Origin of the sequence: Oceanospirillum sanctuarii, from assembly GCF_002150805.1 — a bacterium.
GTDB lineage: Bacteria > Pseudomonadota > Gammaproteobacteria > Pseudomonadales > Halomonadaceae > Oceanospirillum > Oceanospirillum sanctuarii.
The window spans coordinates 34,871-52,705 of record NZ_MTBA01000013.1 but is presented as its reverse complement, the minus strand read 5'-3'; the positions used below and the strand labels follow the sequence as shown (position 1 = coordinate 52,705).

Annotated in this window: 18 protein-coding genes; 13 read left to right on the top strand and 5 right to left on the bottom strand. The window is 50.8% G+C overall.

What is annotated here, in order from left to right:
* Positions 1-75: 75 nt before the first annotated feature.
* A complete protein-coding gene (locus BV405_RS16175) occupies positions 76-594 on the top strand; it encodes a nucleotidyl cyclase domain-containing protein (protein ID WP_086481926.1) in 519 nt (172 codons plus the stop codon).
* Positions 595-646: 52 nt separating this feature from the next.
* Here the strand turns inward: BV405_RS16175 and BV405_RS18045 are convergent, their stop codons facing one another.
* Positions 647-781: a hypothetical protein gene (locus tag BV405_RS18045; protein WP_281251705.1), complete on the bottom strand. Its 135-nt coding sequence runs from the start codon at positions 779-781 to the stop codon at positions 647-649.
* A gap of 77 nt (positions 782-858) precedes the next feature.
* Here BV405_RS18045 and BV405_RS16170 point away from each other — a divergent pair, with 77 nt between their 5' ends.
* Positions 859-2,805 (top strand): PhoX family protein, encoded by a 1,947-nt coding sequence (locus BV405_RS16170; protein ID WP_086481925.1) that lies wholly within the window; start codon positions 859-861, stop codon positions 2,803-2,805.
* A gap of 114 nt (positions 2,806-2,919) precedes the next feature.
* Here BV405_RS16170 and BV405_RS16165 read toward each other — a convergent pair whose 3' ends face one another.
* The gene (locus BV405_RS16165) at positions 2,920-3,453 is read right to left on the bottom strand and encodes a YqiA/YcfP family alpha/beta fold hydrolase (protein ID WP_086481924.1); all 534 of its coding nucleotides are present in this window, start codon (positions 3,451-3,453) and stop codon (positions 2,920-2,922) included.
* 72 nt (positions 3,454-3,525) lie between these two features.
* Positions 3,526-4,188 (bottom strand): acyltransferase, encoded by a 663-nt coding sequence (locus tag BV405_RS18040; protein ID WP_086481923.1) that lies wholly within the window; start codon positions 4,186-4,188, stop codon positions 3,526-3,528.
* A 190-nt stretch (positions 4,189-4,378) separates the two neighbouring features.
* Between BV405_RS18040 and BV405_RS16155 the strand changes: the two genes are divergently transcribed.
* On the top strand, positions 4,379-5,200 hold the full coding sequence (locus BV405_RS16155; RefSeq protein WP_086481922.1) for a nickel-binding protein: 822 nt from the start codon (positions 4,379-4,381) through the stop codon (positions 5,198-5,200).
* Between the two features lie 14 nt (positions 5,201-5,214).
* Here BV405_RS16155 and BV405_RS16150 read toward each other — a convergent pair whose 3' ends face one another.
* The gene (locus tag BV405_RS16150; RefSeq protein ID WP_086481921.1) at positions 5,215-6,219 is read right to left on the bottom strand and encodes an NAD-dependent epimerase/dehydratase family protein; all 1,005 of its coding nucleotides are present in this window, start codon (positions 6,217-6,219) and stop codon (positions 5,215-5,217) included.
* Between the two features lie 113 nt (positions 6,220-6,332).
* Here BV405_RS16150 and BV405_RS16145 point away from each other — a divergent pair, with 113 nt between their 5' ends.
* The 4 genes from BV405_RS16145 (at position 6,333) to BV405_RS16130 (ending at position 8,661) form a co-directional block, all read left to right on the top strand.
* On the top strand, positions 6,333-7,211 hold the full coding sequence (locus BV405_RS16145; RefSeq protein ID WP_086481920.1) for a LysR family transcriptional regulator: 879 nt from the start codon (positions 6,333-6,335) through the stop codon (positions 7,209-7,211).
* A 9-nt stretch (positions 7,212-7,220) separates the two neighbouring features.
* Positions 7,221-7,586: a cysteine-rich CWC family protein gene (locus BV405_RS16140; RefSeq protein ID WP_086481919.1), complete on the top strand. Its 366-nt coding sequence runs from the start codon at positions 7,221-7,223 to the stop codon at positions 7,584-7,586.
* Positions 7,586-7,951, top strand: a complete 366-nt coding sequence (locus BV405_RS16135) for a MerR family transcriptional regulator (RefSeq protein WP_086481918.1) — start codon at positions 7,586-7,588, stop codon at positions 7,949-7,951. Before BV405_RS16140 ends, BV405_RS16135 begins: the two co-directional genes overlap by 1 nt.
* Positions 7,952-8,070: 119 nt before the next feature.
* A complete protein-coding gene (locus tag BV405_RS16130; RefSeq protein WP_086481917.1) occupies positions 8,071-8,661 on the top strand; it encodes an NAD(P)H-dependent oxidoreductase in 591 nt (196 codons plus the stop codon).
* A 53-nt stretch (positions 8,662-8,714) separates the two neighbouring features.
* Here BV405_RS16130 and BV405_RS16125 read toward each other — a convergent pair whose 3' ends face one another.
* Complete coding sequence (locus BV405_RS16125; RefSeq protein WP_086481916.1) at positions 8,715-9,983, bottom strand: cyclic di-GMP phosphodiesterase; 1,269 nt, start codon at positions 9,981-9,983, stop codon at positions 8,715-8,717.
* A 283-nt stretch (positions 9,984-10,266) separates the two neighbouring features.
* Here BV405_RS16125 and BV405_RS16120 point away from each other — a divergent pair, with 283 nt between their 5' ends.
* From BV405_RS16120 to BV405_RS16095, 6 genes are all read left to right on the top strand, one after another.
* Positions 10,267-10,773 (top strand): DUF4262 domain-containing protein, encoded by a 507-nt coding sequence (locus tag BV405_RS16120; RefSeq protein WP_086481915.1) that lies wholly within the window; start codon positions 10,267-10,269, stop codon positions 10,771-10,773.
* Between the two features lie 176 nt (positions 10,774-10,949).
* Entirely contained in the window at positions 10,950-13,148 is a 2,199-nt protein-coding gene (locus BV405_RS16115; RefSeq protein WP_086482037.1) for an OsmC domain/YcaO domain-containing protein, read from the top strand.
* 247 nt (positions 13,149-13,395) lie between these two features.
* On the top strand, positions 13,396-13,869 hold the full coding sequence (locus BV405_RS16110; RefSeq protein ID WP_086481914.1) for a hypothetical protein: 474 nt from the start codon (positions 13,396-13,398) through the stop codon (positions 13,867-13,869).
* A gap of 34 nt (positions 13,870-13,903) precedes the next feature.
* Positions 13,904-14,593, top strand: coding sequence for a hypothetical protein (locus BV405_RS16105; protein WP_086481913.1), 690 nt, complete (start codon positions 13,904-13,906; stop codon positions 14,591-14,593).
* Between the two features lie 96 nt (positions 14,594-14,689).
* Positions 14,690-15,115 carry a hypothetical protein gene (locus tag BV405_RS16100; RefSeq protein WP_086481912.1) on the top strand — a complete coding sequence of 142 codons (426 nt, stop codon included), beginning with the start codon at positions 14,690-14,692 and terminating at the stop codon, positions 15,113-15,115.
* A gap of 59 nt (positions 15,116-15,174) precedes the next feature.
* Positions 15,175-17,817, top strand: a complete 2,643-nt coding sequence (locus tag BV405_RS16095) for a DUF4132 domain-containing protein (protein WP_086481911.1) — start codon at positions 15,175-15,177, stop codon at positions 17,815-17,817.
* The last annotated feature ends 18 nt before the right edge of the window (positions 17,818-17,835 follow it).

Genomic DNA, 17,835 nt, shown 5'->3' with positions numbered 1-17,835 from the left:
ACGGGCACAGGGAAAAGGGCCTGCACTGACTCCCCATCTGAAAATAATAAAATTAAATGTGTAAGGAATTTCACTATGACCATCGAACAACCTTCTCCCGTCTTCGCCACCACGGAGCCATCTAATGGAGGTCCGATGAGTAAATTAGGAAATTATGACTCCCTGACAGGTTTGTTGTGCCGCTCAGCCTTTGAAATAGATAAAACAACACCAGCGTTTACCGGGCGGGTCGCAGCGGTATTTATGATCGATTTCGATCGTTTATCTAACTTGGAATATCTGTACCAACAGATCAGCTATCGCTACGAAGGCGATCGTTTTATTCAGCTGATCATGGCCGATGAACCCTTGAACAGTGAGCAACTGGAATATATCGGCAAAGATATTCAGCGAGAACTGCAGCGGGAGATACGTCTCTCAGATCGCGCAATTGAACTTAGCTGCACTATTACTGCGGCGGCAAGAAGTGATGATATGCCGCTGAACCGAATTGTGACCGAGGCCCTGCTGTACAGCGCAGAAATGAAGTATCAGGGTCCGGGTCAACTGCATATTCTCTGCTCCGAAAAGGAGGCAGAGTCCAAGGTCTCTTAACTTTTGGGTGACTCAATCGTTAAGTGAACACAGGCCGAACAGGCTGTTGCTCTTAGGGGACATGGGATGTCCCCATTTTTTTGCCTTGAATTTTATCTTTCCTTTCTCTTGTCTTTAATAACGCATCACCCGCCAGACTGCTTTTTGATCTGTGTCCTATCCCTGTTTCTTTTTTACCGCTTTTCATGCTTCTGTCATTTCGCGATTGCAGCATAGTTTTCAGAGTTCAAACCGCTGGAAAACTTGTCTTAAAAGGAAATCGCTATGATCACTAAGCAATGGGATGCTGATGAAGATATGCGCATCAGTCCGGTGAAACACCCGGATATCAACCAGCTACTTGAGTTGACCCAGTCAGAAGCTGCTGGCATTCAATCTGAGATTCGGCGGGCAAAGAATCGATCAAAGCAAGAAAAGGCATCGGGTCAGGATTTTTCTTTTTCCGGCCTGCCCCATGGCATCGATAGTACTCACCATGTGGCAGAAGGCTATCGGGCGGATATTCTGATTCGCTGGGGAGACCCTGTGACGGATGATGCACCGGAGTTTGATCCGATGAAGCAGACACCGTTTGCTCAGGCTCGCCAGTTTGGTTACAACAATGACTATGTTGGCTTCTTCCCGTTGCCGAGAGGTTCTCATAACCCGGATCGCGGGTTGCTGGCGGTTAATCACGAGTACACCACCCGCAAGCTGATGTTTCCGGAGCATGAAAAAGGCAATAAACATCAGGGTAAGAAAAGTGACTATGAGCGCACCCTATGTGAGATTGAGATGGCGGCCCACGGCCTGAGCGTTATCGAGATTGAAAAAGATCGTAAAGGCCGCTGGCAGCGGGTTCGTTTTAGTCCCTATAACCGTCGAATCAGTCCGTTGAAAAGTGTACTGGATATCTCGGGTCCCGCAGCTGGCCATGATCGGATGAAAACGGCCTACGATCCCAAAGGGCGACACGTTATCGGGACGCTGAACAACTGCGCTGGAGGCATGACCCCCTGGGGAACCTTGCTGACTGCTGAAGAGAACTTCAACGGCTATTTCTGCGGTAAGAAAAAGCACCATCCGGAAAAAGAGAAACTCAAACGCTACGGTATTCCCGGTAAGTGGTTTGACTGGGGCAAGCATCACGAACGCTTTGATATTGAGCGTGAGCCTAACGAGGTGAATCGTTTTGGCTGGATCGTTGAGCTTGATCCATACGATCCTCATGCCCGACCCGTTAAGCGAACTGCCCTTGGCCGGTTCAAACATGAAGGGGCTGCCGTCACCATCAACGAAGATGGTCGTGTGGTGGTTTATTCCGCTGACGACCAGAACGGTGAATATCTCTACAAGTTTGTTAGTCATGGACGGTACGATCCACACAGCCGTCGGGCAAACTTCGGGCTCCTGGATGAAGGGACTCTTTATGTCGCCCGTTTTGAAGATGGTGGCACTCTGAATTGGTTACCTCTCCGCCATGGTTATGGGCCTTTGACCCGAAAAAATGGCTTTGAAAGTCAGGCTGATGTGGTGATGGATGCCCGCCTTGCGGCAGATCTTTTAGGGGCAACACCTCTGAACCGGCCGGAAGATGTAACGGTAAATCCAAAGGATCAGAGTGTTTATCTGATGCTGCTGGCAGACACCGAAAACCATCAGCATCTTGACGGTCAGATTCTTCAACTGAGTCCGCCAGAGGGTAATCATGCTGGTGAGCATTACAGCTGGAAGGTGATGCTGAAAACAGATACCAGTGATATCGATGATGCCCATCCCCTTAGCCCCGGTACGATTAAAGCTGAGGTTAATCAGGAGGGGCAGAATCAACCGGAAGACCATTGGTTTATTGCTCCGGATAACTTCGCAGTTGATGGTCGCGGTCGACTTTGGGTCACCACCGATCAAGGAGACAACTGGGGCAAAACCGGTTCAACGGATGGTATATGGGCGGTTGAAACCCACGGTAAGAAGAGGGGAGCAGCACGTATGTTCTTCCGGGTTCCTGTGGGAGCTGAGATGGCGAGTCCGGCATTCACGCCGGATGATAAAACCCTGTTTGTCTCAGTTCAGCATCCGGGCTGCGATGGTGCTAAGGATTATCCGCCTTTTGCCCGGGAATCCACCTTTGCTGATCCTGTCACCCGCTGGCCGGACTTTAAACCCAAAATGCCGCCCCGGCCTTCACTGGTGGTGATCACCAAAAAGGATGGCGGACTGGTTGGAAGCTAGTCTCGCTAATCGGAATAAAAAGTCTGGATGATTCTTTGGAATGCAATGCCTGATGTTTGTCTCTGTTGGGACATCATCAGGCATTTCTGTTTGGAGAAGTGATAGAGGGATGCTTTAGTCTTTCAGCGCCATTTCTAAAGGCTCCAGAAATGCGAGAAAATCTTCCTCAATAAAATTCATGCTGTCGCCTAATCGATGGTCATCGGCGACCAGATGAATCTTGCAGTCCAGCTTCTGGCTTAAGTCGTTGGAATTGACCCACGGAATAACCCGATCAAAAAGCCCGTGTACCAGATAAACCGAATCCGCCTTAATTTCAGGCCACTGAACCGGATAGTTCTCCAGTCCAAGCGCTGGAGCCATCAGAAACATGCCTGCCGCTTTGTAGGTCTGGCTGGTTCTGGCTGCCACATAGCCACCCATACTGGAACCCACCAACACCAGCTCTTTGGAAGGAACCCGTGTCTCCGCCAGATAGGCGTTCAGCATTTTGACACGGCTTTCCGGATCATCGGGGTTTTCTGCCGTCAGATAATTCAGTGCACTGAATTCGTGGCCTCGCTCGTTGGCGATACGGGAAAATAGCTGACCTTTATTGCCCCAGGGGCCGCTTTCTTTTCCGTGAATAAAGCAGATATGTAACGGCATAATGGCTCCTGGTCTGAATCTGTAATTAAGTAGCTTGCTTGATGACTGTGTTCGAAGGGTATTTATGGCTGATCAGGCGGACATGCCCGTTGCCTTTTCCCGATAGCCAATCGGCTTGTCTCTGCGGTCTCCGATCACCTTGGCCGGATTTCCGGCGACAATGGCAAAGTCGGGTACATCCCGGGTCACCATGGCATTCATGGCGATCACAGCATGATCACCAATGCTGACGCCATCGCGCACGCCTGCTCCGGCACCGATCCAGACATCTTTGCCAATGGTGATGCCCTGAGAAGTGTTGTTTTGCTGATAGATCGGCATATCCGGTGCCATGCCGTGATCAAAAGCGTAAAGCTTGACCTGATTGGCGATGCGGGTCTGATCGCCAATGCTAATGCCCGCCTTACCGCCATCAAAGGAGCAGCCGTGATTGATCGCCACTTCCCGGCCGATAGTCAGAGGGCCGTGCAGAAAACAGTTGGCGGCAACAAAGCTTTCCTCACCCATTTTAATGGCGCGACCGGGTTCGGCAAACAGGGCCGCATCCGGCGAGATAAACACTTTATCCGCTAATTCCAGAGTCTCAAGTTGCATCAGCGTCTGCTGCAGTTCTTCCTGCCAGGGTTTGGCCCATTGCAGGTGTTTGGCCTTAAGCCGGTAGTAAAGCCAGGGCATCCAGCTGAGTCGTTTCTTATGTTGTTGCCGGTAAAATTCCGGCGATTCCGGTGCAGACATGAAGGGCCTGTTTCTTTGCGGGCTGATGGCTAAAGGCCTATTTTGCCAGATCGACGCCTTTCATCAAACTGCTTGCACCTTTCATCGAACTACTTGCACCTTCATCAAACCGCTTGCATCTGCTTGATCCTGCTACGCTTATTGAATACGTCTGGTTTCAATTATTGCGTTAGCGACTGAGGGTAGGCTTATGCCAATCTTTCTGGATCGTCATTTTATCGAAGGGGCAACCCGACATACGCTGGCACTGGCCCATGAGAAGGATCTCAATATTCAGGATGCGTACGGTGTTAAGTTTCTCACCTATTGGTTTGATGAGGAGCGCAGTACGGCTTTTTGTCTGGTGGAAGCACCAGATAAATCTGCCATTCAACATGCTCACGATGAAGCCCATGGTGATGTGCCAGCGGAGATTCTTGAGGTGGATCCATCTGTAGTCGAAGCCTTTCTCGGGCGGGTGCGTGATCCGGAACCTGTTTCAAAACAACCTGCGACGGTGGATAGTGCCTTTCGTGGCATTATGTTTACCGATCTGAAAGATTCTACCCTGATGAATACCCTGTTCGGTGATGCCAAGGCTTTGCATCTGTTACACGTGCATAACGTACTGACCCGCAATGCTTTAAGAGCTTTTGAGGGTCGTGAGGTTAAGCATACCGGTGATGGCTTTATGGCCGCCTTTAACTCTATCGATAATCTGGTGGCCTGTGCGATCAGTATCCAGCGGGCGTTTGGTCAGCATAATGAACAGAATCCGGATGAGCCCTTGTATGTCCGCATTGGCCTGAGTGCCGGTGAACCCATCGAAGAACATGGGGATCTTTTTGGCAGTGCGGTTCAGCTTGCAGCCCGATTATGCTCCCATGCTGAACCTGAACAGATTCTGCTCAGTGAAGTTGTGTTTAATAGCTGTCAGCAGCAAAAGCAGCGACTGGTTTCAGCAGGCTCCGTTGCCCCTAAAGGTTTCCGGGACAACCATCAGATCTTTCAGGTTGACTGGTCAGAGCCCTGAAGCGCCCCGTGTCTTTACTCTTTGCCCAAAAGTTTCAGCTTCTGTTGCAGGATTTTGGTGAGCGTTGTCGATTGAAAATTATCACCTAAAAGCGTTCTGAATTGCTGCCCATCAGCGATTACCGGCTGCTGCCAGAGGTAGCGCATCTGATTGACCTCCCGTAGCAGGGGGCTGACGAGACTCATCATAGAGATCAGCCACCAGGGGAAGCTTTTTGTCCGCACCGGAATTCCCAGTTGATGACAGGCTTCCAGCCAGTCAGCTTTATCGATAACTAAGCCCGGATCATGCATCACAAGCCAGTTACTCGAAGCTAAGCCTGCAGTCGCTTCTGTATGGATCTGATGTAACAGAGTGGCGGTATTGGCGCACAGATCCGGCAGATAACTCCAGTAATGCCGGTGCTGGCTGTTATGTGGCAGCTTCAGCTTCAGACGGCCGGATTTGTAGCTGACTATCTGGCTGAACCAGGTGCTGTCCTGAGTCGCCGCCTGATTGGGTTCGACAGGCTTATCCGTAATAAAGTCACCGGCACGGATGATGATAACTTTGGCTCCCTGTTGTGACGCCAGTTTCAGTCTTTTTTCCATCGCAACCCGAATTCTGCCTTTTTCGGTAGGCGGTGCCATGGTTGTATCTTCGTTAATAAGGGCGTCTCTTGGGGCAAAATTGTAGATATTGCCCGGGAAAAGCAGTGTCAGACCGAAACGCTCGGCGACTCTGATACTGGGCTCCAGCATTTTTTCAGCCAGTTCTGACCAGCGGTGGTAGGGGGGATTCACCCCATACACCAAAAGATCCATATCCAGCGCAATCTCAGAAAGCAGGCTTTCATCTTCCGCATCTCCCTCAATACAGTTTTCAGCCGCCAGCCATTCCGGGGCTTTTCCGGGATCTCTCAGTAGAGCCGTCACCTGCCAACCGCTGTTATGCAGAGCCCGCGCCATGGCCGAGCCAAAGTTACCGCTGATGCCCAGCACTAAGGCTTTCTTTGCTGTCTGATTCTGAGTGGTAGCCATTGTCCCTGTCCTTGCTTCTTCTGTCTGATGGTCGATGATGTTTGATTTTATTATTCTTTCTGGGATAGTGAATCGAAAATAATTGCCTGCCAATATACGAAAATGAATAACCTATGACGATTACTGACTGGCAAAGCTGGCAGATGTTGTTGCAGATCGCCCGTTGCGGAAGTCTGAATAAAGCCGCTGAAAGCCTGAATCTTTCACAGCCCACGCTGTCCCGGCAACTGCAATTGCTGGAAATGCGGTTAGGGCAAAGCCTGTTTGACCGCAGTACTCAGGGCATGACGCTGACACATTTTGGCGAAAGTCTGATCGAGTCCTGTGAAAAGATGGAGCAGATCGCACAGGGTATTGAGCGCCAGGTGAGCGGTCAGGATCAGTCCCTGACGGGGCGGGTACGGTTATCAGTAAACGAGCTGGTGGCGCAGTATTATCTGCCGGAAATTTTGCCCGCTTTTATGGCGCAGAATCCTGAGCTTTCTGTTGAGGTTGTCGCCAGCAATCAGGCGACCAGTTTGGATAAGCGGGATGCTGACGTCGCTATTCGTATGTTTGCTCCGCAACAGCAGGATCTGGTGGCCCGCAGGCTGGGTGAAGTATCCCTTGGCTTTTTTGCCAGTAAAGCATATCTCGACCAGTACGGTGTTCCTGATTGTCCGGAGGCTTTGCTCAAGCATCGGCTGCTCGGCTACGACAGGGACAAACAACTGGAACAGGGTTCCGCGCAGTTAGGCTGGCCATTAAAGAATGAAGACTTTCTGTTGCGTACGGACTTTCAGCCCCTGCATCTGGAGCTGGCGCGATATGATGGCGGTATTCTGATTAGCCACAAAACTCTGGCGGCACGTTTTGAGCTGCTTGCGCTTGATGTCGGGCTGACACTGCCAGCGTTGCCGGTTTATTTGTGCTGTCATCGGGATGTACAACATAACCGGCGAATCCGCCTGCTGATGGACTTTCTGGCTGAACACCTGACCCTAACCGACTAACGGAAACCTATGAGTCTTAAAGATCAAACGCAACACAACACTTCTTCGCCAGCAGCTGACACCCTTTCCGAAGTTGGCACCCTGTCTGAAGTTGGCACCTTTGATCCTGCCAGGGCAGATACGCTTGCGTCTGGCGGTGTGAATACGCTACCGGAATCGAACCTTGATCCTCTGGTTTGCCCTCTGTGCGGGGAAGCTAATTCCTGTTTGAATCAGGGTGCGGCAGATGTCGCGCGTAGCTGCTGGTGCAATGATCCGGATATTCATTTTCCGGAGTCTCTGCTGTCTCAGATTCCTCCGGAAAAACGCCGCAAGGCTTGTGTTTGTCGGCGTTGTGCTGAAAAGCACCAGCAGGCAAGCGATGGGGGCTTGTGATGTATATCGGAGAAGCCGCCAAACAAACCGGGTTGTCAGTAAAGGCGATCCGGCTGTACGAAGAGATGGGGCTGATCGATTCGCCGCCCCGACGGGGCCGCTATCGGGTCTATCGTCCGAGTGATCTTGAGTTACTGAAACTGATTGTCGAGGCGAAAAAATTGGGTGTTAAGCTCAATGAGCTGAAAAGCGTTATTTTATTCCGTGATGGTGAACCGGACTGGCAGAAGATCGGTGAGTTTCTGCTTCAGGTGAAGGCGCGTCTGCTGCAGGAGCAGGACGTGCTGAATCAAAAGCTGGCAAGTGTTGATCTCTGCCTTAGTTCACTTAATCAATGTCCTCAAAGTTCTGCAAATCACTCATAGTCATTTACCGGGTTTCCCTGACCGCCTGTCTTTTTGTCTTTTGATTTCGACTCTTGACTCTGCCCCTAGGGGCAGAGCTTAGACTCATCGCATTCAAAATATGCAATGGAGTACTGAACATGAGTCGCCTTTTAATTCTGAACGCAAACCCAAAGCAGAAAAGCCTGAATCAACAATTGGCTGATGCTTATGAAACCGGTGTTCGTTTGGGCAGCCCCGTAGCAGAGTGTGAGATCCGGCGTTTTAATCTGAGTGACATGAATTTTGATCCCAGCCTGAATGAAGGTTATGACCAAATGCAGGCGTTAGAGACTGATCTGAATGATTTTCTGACGGCGTTGCAATGGGCGGATCATATCCTGATTGTGTCGCCGATCTGGTGGGGCGGTTTACCGGCTAAGTTCAAAGGCCTGATCGACCGGGTTTTTCTGCCGGGGCAGACCTTTAAATATGAAGCAGATAGCCCGCTACCAACGCCGCTACTGACAGGAAAAACTGCCCGGTTGATTCTGACCATGGATGCCCCTGAAGAGTATGCTGAGATACAGGCGGCTCCTGTGCTTGAGCAGCTGAATCGTTTTACTCTGGAGTTTTGTGGCATAGAAAACGAACAGCCTTTGCTGATTCCCAGCGCCAGTTTCACTGATGAACAGCAGATCGCTCTTTGGCTAAAAACGGCAAATGAGTTGGGGCAGGCTGAGCACAGGTAAGGCAGGTGAGTAGGAGCAAGGGGGGCTTTCCCCCTTGTACAGATACTCAAAAGTCAGGCAGTTTGTGCCAGAACACCCAGCTCCTGAAGGTTAGTGTCATCCAATGTACGTTTGATGCTGATCTGGGCATTCTCTTCACGCATCAGATCGATTTCTGCGCGGACATTTTCTGAACCCTGCAGGTTGTTGTTCAGAGCGCGAACAACAGGTCGGGTACGGTTTTCAGGATTGATCATGGTAACAATGGCGATCTGGCCATTCATGAGTTCCACCAGACAGCCCGGCGGGTAAACCCCTAACGCCTTGATAAAACGATTGACCAACTTGGCATCGAACAGCTTTTCCCTCCAGCTGTAAATTCGGGACAGCGCTTGTGTCGGGTTAGCTGCGTCACTGTAGAAACGCTCCCGTGTCATCGCTTCATAGGTGCTGGTAATGCCCAGAATCTGTGCGAGATGGGGAATCTTGTCTCCCTTGATCCCTCGGGGATATCCGGTGCCGTCATAGCGTTCGTGATGATTGCCGATGATCTCTTTCAGCTCTGGCAGTGTTGAAAGCTCGTTGTGTAAACCCACGAAACTCATGCCTTCAATCACGTGATACTCTATCGCCTGCTTCTGAGCTTTATTGAGCTTGCCTTCGTAACTGAGCAGGTAGTTGGGTACTTTCAGCATGCCGATATCATGCAGTAGCGCCGCCATACCCAGCAGATAGATGGTGTGCTGATCCAGCTCCAGATACTGGGCGAATGCGATGGTCAGAATGCAGACGTTGACGGATTTCTCCGCCAGAGATTGTTCTTTTTCTTTCAGGCGGGACAGTAAAAGCAGAGAGGCGGCATCGTTCAATGCATCATCCATCAGCTTGTGAACCGCATCGTTGAGCTTTTTGAAGGAGACCCGGTTACCATCATTCACCCGGGTGAAAAGATCTTTTGTTTCATTCACCGCGATGGCGATATTACCTTCAATAATCTGTAGCTCTTTTCGGTTCAGCAACTCAGGAGCAGCAATCAGACCTTTGCGGTTTTCCCGGACATTTTTTTCTTTCTCTTCTGCCTTGGTGGCTTTCTCAGCCTCTGGTTTTTTGCGGGATTTGGCGGGTTCAACCGGACTTTTACGGAAATGGGTCAGGGAGTGGCGGGCAGACGCTTCAATATCAATCACCACCTGCTTACAGGCGCGCTTGAGTTTGATCAGCTCTTCTTCGGTCTTTACGGTGAAACCGCGACGCCAGAAAGGGGATTCGAGCCAGTTAATATCCAGCTCAACAATACGCATGCCGATACGGACATGCTCTGCAGCAATGGTTTTTTTAGTCATGTAGAAAGCTCAACGATCCCTGTTTACCGTCAGGTTTGTAGCTAACCCGATTCAGGTCCATGCATTGACCTGCGGCAAAATTCTTTATTCCTTCCGGAAATTTACACGAATAAGAAAACAGGAGCAAATATTCAGTTTTATTGTTTTAACCAGGTCTTAAAAAGCTAATCCGATTGTCATTGTGACTGGGCTAACTTTGCCGTTTATTGCTAGTCTGAAAGCGTTCAGATAGCCGATCAACCGGCATCAAATCGAAGGATGGCAACCACAAGGACGAATCCCGATGTTTTTGAAACAGATTCCCGGCGACTTCACCCCACCTGCTGCACAAGATGATTACGATCAGGAGTTACTTTCCAGCTTATCGGAGGTGGGATGGCACAACCTGTATATTGCAGGCGAAGAAGAGTTGCCACCGTTTTCTTTCTCCCTGGGTCATTTTCATAATGCTAACCACCCGGAGCTGATAGTGGTTGGCTTGCCACCCGAGACATCCCATCAGATGCTGAATATCGCGGCAGTACATATTCACGGTGAGGGTGAGCCGATAGAGCCTTTTCGTCCTTATGAGGACTTTCTGCAGGGACTGAATGTCGCCTTTATACCCGTGGGGCTTGAGCACTACGGCGAATTTCTGGGTTATGCCAATTGGTATTACGATGGTTTACCCAAGCCTTACCCGGTGATGCAGATGGTTTGGCCGGATCCCGCTGGCCTTTTTCCATGGGAAGAAGGTTTTGACGGTGCTTACGCGCACCAGCAACCTTTATTGATTGCCAAGGCAGGCTAATTGTCTTTACAGGAGATGGTTCTGGTTTAGTAGCAAAACCAAGACGCGGGGCTTAAAAAATGGATAATAGCGGGCAATCAGCGCCCGTGCGCATTATCTGTTTTCCACAGGCCGTTGGCTGATAGCGATTGTTGAGCTATCAGCCAGCGGCAGCTGTCTTGACTGAGTCCCGTTTCATGCAAATTAATGTCAATTTCCTCGACAATCTCCGCTTAGAAGCCAAATTCGATGACTTCACCGTGATCGCCGATCAGCCGATCCGCTATAAAGGTGATGGTTCAGCGCCGGGGCCGTTTGATTATTTTCTCGCGTCTTCTGCCATGTGCGCGGCTTATTTCGTTAAGGTGTACTGCAATGCGCGGGATATTCCGACCCACAATATCCGCCTGTCCCAGAACAACATTGTTGATCCCAATGACCGCTATAACCAAATTTTTAAAATTCAGGTTGAGCTGCCGGAAGATATCTCGGAGAAAGACCGTCAGGGCATTATCCGTTCCATCGACCGCTGTACGGTAAAGAAGGTTGTTCAGACCGGCCCTGAGTTTGTCATTGAAGTAGTGGAGAACCTGGAAGAGGACGCTCAGGCGCTTCTGATGGCGGATCTGGATGAAAACGCCTGTACCGAGATTCCGGGTAAAGATCTGCCACTGGAAAAAACCATCGCCACCATGACCCGGCTGCTGGCCGATATGGGGATGAAGATCGAGATCACCTCATGGCGCAACATCGTGCCTAATGCCTGGTCGCTGAATATTCGTGATGCTGCCTCTCAGATGTGTTTCACCAACGGTAAAGGTGCCACCAAAGAAGCGGCGCTGGCGTCAGCACTGGGTGAGTTTCTGGAGCGTCTGAACTTTAACTTCTTCTACAACGATCAGTATTTTGGTGAAGAAATCGCCAACAGTGATTTTGTTCACTATCCGGATGAGCAGTGGTTCCAGCCCGGCCAAGACGACAGCCTGCCGGAAGCGATTCTGGATGACTACACCCGTGATATTTATGATCCGGAAGGTGAGCTGCGTGGCTCCCATCTGTTTGATACCAACTCCGGCCGTACCGACCGTGGTATCTGCTCCCTGCCGTTTGAACGGGTATCCGATGGTGAAACGGTATATTTCCCGTCCAACCTGATCGAAAACCTCTATCTGAGTAACGGCATGAGCGCCGGTAATACTCTGGAAGAGGCGCAGGTGCAGTGCCTGTCGGAAATTTTTGAACGTGCGGTGAAACGCCAGATTCTGGAACAGGAACTGGTGCTGCCGGATGTACCTGAAGAAGTGCTGGCGAAGTACCCGCAGATTGTTGAAGGTGTCAAAGGGCTGGAAGAGCAGGGCTATCCGATTCTGGTAAAAGATGCTTCCCTGGGCGGTCAGTTCCCGGTGGCCTGTATCACCCTGATGAACCCGCGCACCGGTGGTGTGCTGACCTCTTTTGGTGGTCACCCGAACTTTGAAGTTGCCTTTGAACGCTGCCTGACGGAGCTGATGCAGGGCCGTAGTTTCGAAAGCCTGAATGATGTGCCCAAGCCGACCTTTGAAAGCAACGCGGTCAGCGAGCCGAATAACTTTGTTGAGCACTTTATCGACTCTACCGGTGTGGTCTCCTGGCGTTTCTTCAGCGACAAAGCCGACTACGAATTCTGTGAGTGGGACTTTACGCACGATGGCGAAGATTCGAATCAAGAAGAAGCCAAAACCCTGTTCGGCATTCTCGAAGCGATGGGCAAAGAGGTGTATCAGTCGGTGCGTACCGAGCTGGGTGTGCCCACCTGCCGTATTCTGGTGCCGGACTACTCAGAGATCTATCCGGTGGAAGACCTGATCTGGGACAACACCAATAAAGCGCTGAAGTTCCGTGAGGATATCCTCAACCTACACCGTCTGGACGACGAACAGCTGGAAGCCCTGTTCGATCGTCTGGAAGAGAGCGAAGAGGATGATTACACCGATATCATCACCTTTATTGGCATCGAGTTTGATGAAAATACTATCTGGGGCCAGCTGACCATTCTGGAGCTGAAACTCATGATCTGTCTGGCCCTCGGCGCGCTGGAAGATGCCAAAGAGCTGGTGGAGATGTTCCTGCAGTACAACGACAACACTCTGGACCGCTCTCTGTACTATCAGGGCATGAATGCGGCACTGGAAGTGGTGTTGGATGAAGAGCTGGAATACGAAGATTTTCAGAACAGCTTCCGCCGTATGTTTGGTGACGAGCGGATGGATGCCGTGGAAGGCTCCATCGAAGGTACCGTACGTTTTTACGGCCTGACCGAAACCAATATGCAGCTGGAAGGCATCGACAAACATCTGCGCCTGATCGACAGCTACAAAAAGCTGCATGCGGCAAGGGCAAAAGCCCTGAGCGCCTGATCTGAAAAGACCGGTCAGATTCAGATGAAGTGAAACTTGAGCCGAAGTCCTGAAATCCGGACTTCGGCTTTTTTATTTTTGATTGTCCCGATACGGGTTGCGTTTGATTCTTTAAACTGTGACCAGAGCACCATTTTTTTAGTTAACCGGATGCAGTCGGCGCTTTTTCTAGTATAGTAGCTCTAGTTGGCGCTTCGGCTGAAATGATTTTGTAACCTATTGAATAGAAACAATTTAAGGGGTTGTTATGGAATACAGTGTCGAAGCCATTAAGTCGGTTCTCGAGCCAAAACTGAAACAGTTATCTGAAGAGCTCAGTCATAGCGAAGCGGTAAAAGGCCGTAAGTTGAGAATCGTCGACTTGGGTGTTTTTCCATGGTTTCAGACCATCGAGATCTCCTTCCTGTTTGAAGGCGATCAGATTGTCGGTATGGATGAAGTGGCGGCTGATGATGAGATCGCTGACTGGCCGTTTTACGATATCTCCGGCATTAACGAAGGCCGCTGGCCGGAAGCAGAGCCTCTGGCCACTGAGATGGCTGGAGACTGGAATGACAGTGACAACCCGGAACTGATTCCGTTTCTGCAGGACTTTGCCCAAGCCGCTAAATCACCTGAGTTAAAGCGGGCACTGTCTGCATTGAATCTTGCGGATGATTTTACTTTCCAGATTCTGAATCCGGATCTGGATAACAGCCCGAATTATTATCTTGAGCCCTAACGCTCAGCCATAACTACGCCAAGGGACGGACCCCATGTTTATTGAAAAGCTGCCACCGGAACAGCAAGCCCTGTTGGATTCCTTCGAGGAAGCAGGAGGTGTCGTTGATCTGGTGGTGTTGAACCGCGCTGGCGCAGAATGTAATGCCGAGACCTATCGTCAGGCGGCACTTTTGGCTTTGCAGGCGGTCGGCGAGCAGTGGGACCAGTATTACAACGAGCTGCTGAAGTTACCGGACTACCAGCACCATGAGCGCAGTGATTTTTTCTTCGTTGATGTCTCTGTCGATAAATTAACCGGCCACCGGATCGGCCGGACTGATTTTCTGGGCAATCAATTTCTGGTCAACGAAAACTGCCTGCTGGTTCGTGGCCGGCACTCTAACTATCTGAATGAGTATTTCCGGGAAGGTGATCCTGAAACAGACAATACCCGCCTGTCCCGGGAACAGCTGAGCAGGCTACCAAAAGCCGGATTCAGCGATGCCGTTCTTTCCCCACCGTACAACTTGCAGCTCAGTAATGCCGATGCCTGCAGCCTCTTCTGGCAGATAGCCCATGTTTTCTTATCCGATCTTGATGAGGCGGCTGAAATCTGGAGCTGGTCCACCGAATGTTCCAACTATTTTGAAGCTGGGCATGAGTGGTGGGGCAGTCATTTCTATACCTTTTCTCACCCGGACTCAGATCGTGTGATTGCGCTGTTGGCCTCGGCGACGGATTAGAGGATCTCTGTTTCGAGTTTGGCCATCGCTTTGGATTATCAAGCTGGTTTTATCAACCCCAAGAATCTGACGTTAAAAACAAAATGGAGACACAGGATGCTGGCAACGCATGTACTGCACATTCGAGATGAAAACGCCTTTGGCACCGTTGCCAATGAGCTGAAGATCAGCTTCGACCGGGTAAGGGTCAGCGTAAAGGACATTATTACTGAGCGAGTGACTCAGGAAGTGGTGCAATACAACCGTAAAGCGGCGGAATACGGCAGTGACCGGGCCCGGTTCCATCTGGTGCAGCCCACCGATCTTGAACGCCAGTTAAATGGTAACAGCCAGGCAAAAGGCGAGGGCCGTAAGCTGGTGGATCTGGACAAACAGATCGACGTCGCTCTGAAAGCTTTTCAGGGCAATGGCTTTTTTATTCTGATCGATGACCTGCAGGCGGAAACACTTGAGCAGGAAGTTGAGATCAAAGCCGGCACTCTGGTCTCCTTTGTTAAGTTAACGCCCCTGGTCGGTGGCTGATCAATTCAGCGTTTTATTAAGTTTTAAGTGAAACGAGCACAGTAAGGAATACCCCACAAATGAATGCCGCTGCACCCCAAGCGATACAACTTTTTCAGGATTTTTCCGCCGCTCAGTCTCTGGCACCGGAATATACCGATGCGGCTGCCATTGAAAAAATGGCGGCTACTCTGAAGCTGATCGAAAGCTACATGACAAAAAACTGTCGTCGTATTTATCCCTCCACCAAGCTGCCATTTAAAGAGTGCCCCGAGTATGCGCCGCTGAGCAAAGCACCAGCCGCAGAAAAACTGGCCTTTGTGGTGTTTGTAATGTGTCAGGAAGCTGACTATACCCAGCCGGAACCCTACGATGCGGATCTGCCTGTGATTCGTCGTCACAATATCCGCCAGAGTCTGTTGGATGCTCTGCTGCGCACTAAAATTGAGTGCCCCGAGGCGCTGTCGTTTAATGCCCTGTTCCGTCTGATGTACATGATGGATATCCCTGAAAAGACAGAATCCCGCCTGCGTTTCCGGCCTTTCAGTGCCCTGGTGATGCTGCTGGAGAAACACGGTAAGCGCTGTGGCATTAGTGATGATCTGGTGGAGGATCTGCGTCAGATTCTGGATCACAAAGAACTGAAAGCCGAGCTGACCGGAAGCGGATACCGCAGCCACTGGGGCCCGGATATTATGAAGGCGGCCAAAAAACTGCAGCGTATGCTGAGTGACGTTGACGCCGTGCCTTATGAGCTTGGCACTGGTCTGGTTGGCAAGCTGATCGCAGATGATCTGGCAAAAATGGAGCAGGAAAAACAGGCGCTATGGCACCTCTATTTCCATCACACATCCACTGCGACATCCGGTAAACCCTCGAAAAAGTTTCTAACCGAAGCTAACCCGCTGATGGACAGTATCGGTTCAGCTGCTTTCAAAAATCAGGTCAATCAGTGGCTGGCTGCCATTGCGGCGATCAAAATTGAAGAGCGAGATATCACCATCAAACTGGGCAATGGCCGGGATTACACCTATCAGGGTTACGAGTATATCGAGGAGCACAGCTTTAACCTGCTCAAGGGTATTCTGTGGAGCCTGAGCCGTTATCACGATAGCCAGACCCTGAAAAATATCGCCCTGCTGACGGAAAAGTGTTTCCAGAAAATCCCGGAACGTGGCCCTGCAGCGGCGGCAGTGGGTAACGCTGGTATCTATGCCCTGGCGCAGTCCAAAGGGCTTGAAGGCATCAGCCATCTGTCCCGGCTTAAGCTGCGAATCCGCCAGAATAATACCCAGAAGCTGATCCAGAAAAATATTGAAGAACAGGCGGCCAAACAGGGCATTACCCCGGCGCAGATCGAAGAGATTGCAGCGCCGGACTTTGGTCTGGTCGACGGCCAGCGAACCGAGCTGTTCGATGATTACCGGCTGGTGCTGAGTCATACCGGTGTCGGCACTGCCACCCTGCAATGGTTTAAACCGGATGGCGCCAGCCAAAAGTCGGTTCCTGCTTTTGTCAAAGACAGCAGCAAACATAAAGCCCGTCTGAAAAAGATGCAGGATCTGGCCAAGCAGGTAAAACAGGGTTCCACCACCCAGCGGGACCGTATCGACCGCCTGTATCTGGAGCAGATGAGCTGGCAGCCGGAAAGCTTCAGCAAATACTATCTGAACCACGGCCTTATCAGCCTGTTTGCCAGTCGTCTGATCTGGAATCTGGATGGCGTACCGGCGCTGTGCCATAACGGTCAGTGGCAGAATGCCAAAGGCGAATCGATTTTTGCCGATGAAAATGGCTTTAACGCGGTCACCAGTATCACGCTGTGGCATCCGTTGGATTCAATCTCGGATGAGGTTCTGGCCTGGCGTGACCGGCTGGATCAGCTGGAGATCCGACAGCCAGTGAAGCAGGCGTACCGTGAGATCTATATTCTGACCGATGCTGAGATCAATACCCGGGTTTATTCCAACCGAATGGCGGCGCATATCCTGAAGCAGCATCAGTTTAACTCTCTGTCGGCACTGCGCGGCTGGAAGTACTCTTTGTTGGGTTCCTACGACGATGGCCGTGACGGCGAAATCGCCAGTAAACCGCTGCCAGCTTATAACATGCAGGCCCAGTTCTGGATCAATGAGATTCTGGATGATAACGACAACTTTAATGATGCCGGTATCTGGTTCTACGTAGCCACCGATCAGCTGCGTTTTGTTAACGCGGAGGACGAGGCGATCCCTATGGTGGATATCCCGCCTCTGGTGTTGTCGGAAGTGATGCGGGATCTGGATCTGTTTGTCGGTGTTGCCAGTGTTGGTAACGATCCTCAGTGGCAGGATGGCGGTCCTGATGGCCGTCGCGAATACCGTGATTACTGGCAGAGCTACTCTTTTGGTGATCTGAGCGAAGTGGCAAAAACCCGTAAAACGGTACTGGAGCGTTTGCTGCCGAGGCTTAAGATCCGGGACAAAGTGGTTATCGATGGCAAATTCCTGCTGGTAACCGGTACCCGCCATACCTACAAGATCCATATCGGCAGCGGCAACATCCTGATTGCGCCGAATGACCGCTATCTGTGTATCGTGCCGGGTCGGGGTAAGGACAAAAATGTCGATCAGGTTTTCCTGCCGTTTGAAGGGGATAATGGTCTCTCCATCGTACTTTCCAAAGCCTTTATGCTGGTGGAAGACGATAAAATCACCGATGAAACCATTCTCAGCCAGCTTTAACAGCTGAATTATTAGCCA

Excerpts from the sequence above, each read along its gene's own strand:
- BV405_RS16095 (WP_086481911.1), top strand. The coding sequence starts at position 15,175 with ATGAATGCCGCTGCACCCCAAGCGATACAACTTTTTCAGGATTTTTCC.
- BV405_RS16145 (WP_086481920.1), top strand. The coding sequence starts at position 6,333 with ATGACGATTACTGACTGGCAAAGCTGGCAGATGTTGTTGCAGATCGCC.
- BV405_RS16115 (WP_086482037.1), top strand. The coding sequence starts at position 10,950 with ATGCAAATTAATGTCAATTTCCTCGACAATCTCCGCTTAGAAGCCAAA.
- BV405_RS18040 (WP_086481923.1), bottom strand. The coding sequence starts at position 4,188 with ATGTCTGCACCGGAATCGCCGGAATTTTACCGGCAACAACATAAGAAA.
- BV405_RS16140 (WP_086481919.1), top strand. The coding sequence starts at position 7,221 with ATGAGTCTTAAAGATCAAACGCAACACAACACTTCTTCGCCAGCAGCT.
- BV405_RS16135 (WP_086481918.1), top strand. The coding sequence starts at position 7,586 with ATGTATATCGGAGAAGCCGCCAAACAAACCGGGTTGTCAGTAAAGGCG.
- BV405_RS16165 (WP_086481924.1), bottom strand. The coding sequence starts at position 3,453 with ATGCCGTTACATATCTGCTTTATTCACGGAAAAGAAAGCGGCCCCTGG.
- BV405_RS16155 (WP_086481922.1), top strand. The coding sequence starts at position 4,379 with ATGCCAATCTTTCTGGATCGTCATTTTATCGAAGGGGCAACCCGACAT.
- BV405_RS18045 (WP_281251705.1), bottom strand. The coding sequence starts at position 781 with ATGAAAAGCGGTAAAAAAGAAACAGGGATAGGACACAGATCAAAAAGC.
- BV405_RS16110 (WP_086481914.1), top strand. The coding sequence starts at position 13,396 with ATGGAATACAGTGTCGAAGCCATTAAGTCGGTTCTCGAGCCAAAACTG.
- BV405_RS16170 (WP_086481925.1), top strand. The coding sequence starts at position 859 with ATGATCACTAAGCAATGGGATGCTGATGAAGATATGCGCATCAGTCCG.
- BV405_RS16130 (WP_086481917.1), top strand. The coding sequence starts at position 8,071 with ATGAGTCGCCTTTTAATTCTGAACGCAAACCCAAAGCAGAAAAGCCTG.
- BV405_RS16150 (WP_086481921.1), bottom strand. The coding sequence starts at position 6,219 with ATGGCTACCACTCAGAATCAGACAGCAAAGAAAGCCTTAGTGCTGGGC.
- BV405_RS16105 (WP_086481913.1), top strand. The coding sequence starts at position 13,904 with ATGTTTATTGAAAAGCTGCCACCGGAACAGCAAGCCCTGTTGGATTCC.
- BV405_RS16125 (WP_086481916.1), bottom strand. The coding sequence starts at position 9,983 with ATGACTAAAAAAACCATTGCTGCAGAGCATGTCCGTATCGGCATGCGT.
- BV405_RS16100 (WP_086481912.1), top strand. The coding sequence starts at position 14,690 with ATGCTGGCAACGCATGTACTGCACATTCGAGATGAAAACGCCTTTGGC.
- BV405_RS16175 (WP_086481926.1), top strand. The coding sequence starts at position 76 with ATGACCATCGAACAACCTTCTCCCGTCTTCGCCACCACGGAGCCATCT.
- BV405_RS16120 (WP_086481915.1), top strand. The coding sequence starts at position 10,267 with ATGTTTTTGAAACAGATTCCCGGCGACTTCACCCCACCTGCTGCACAA.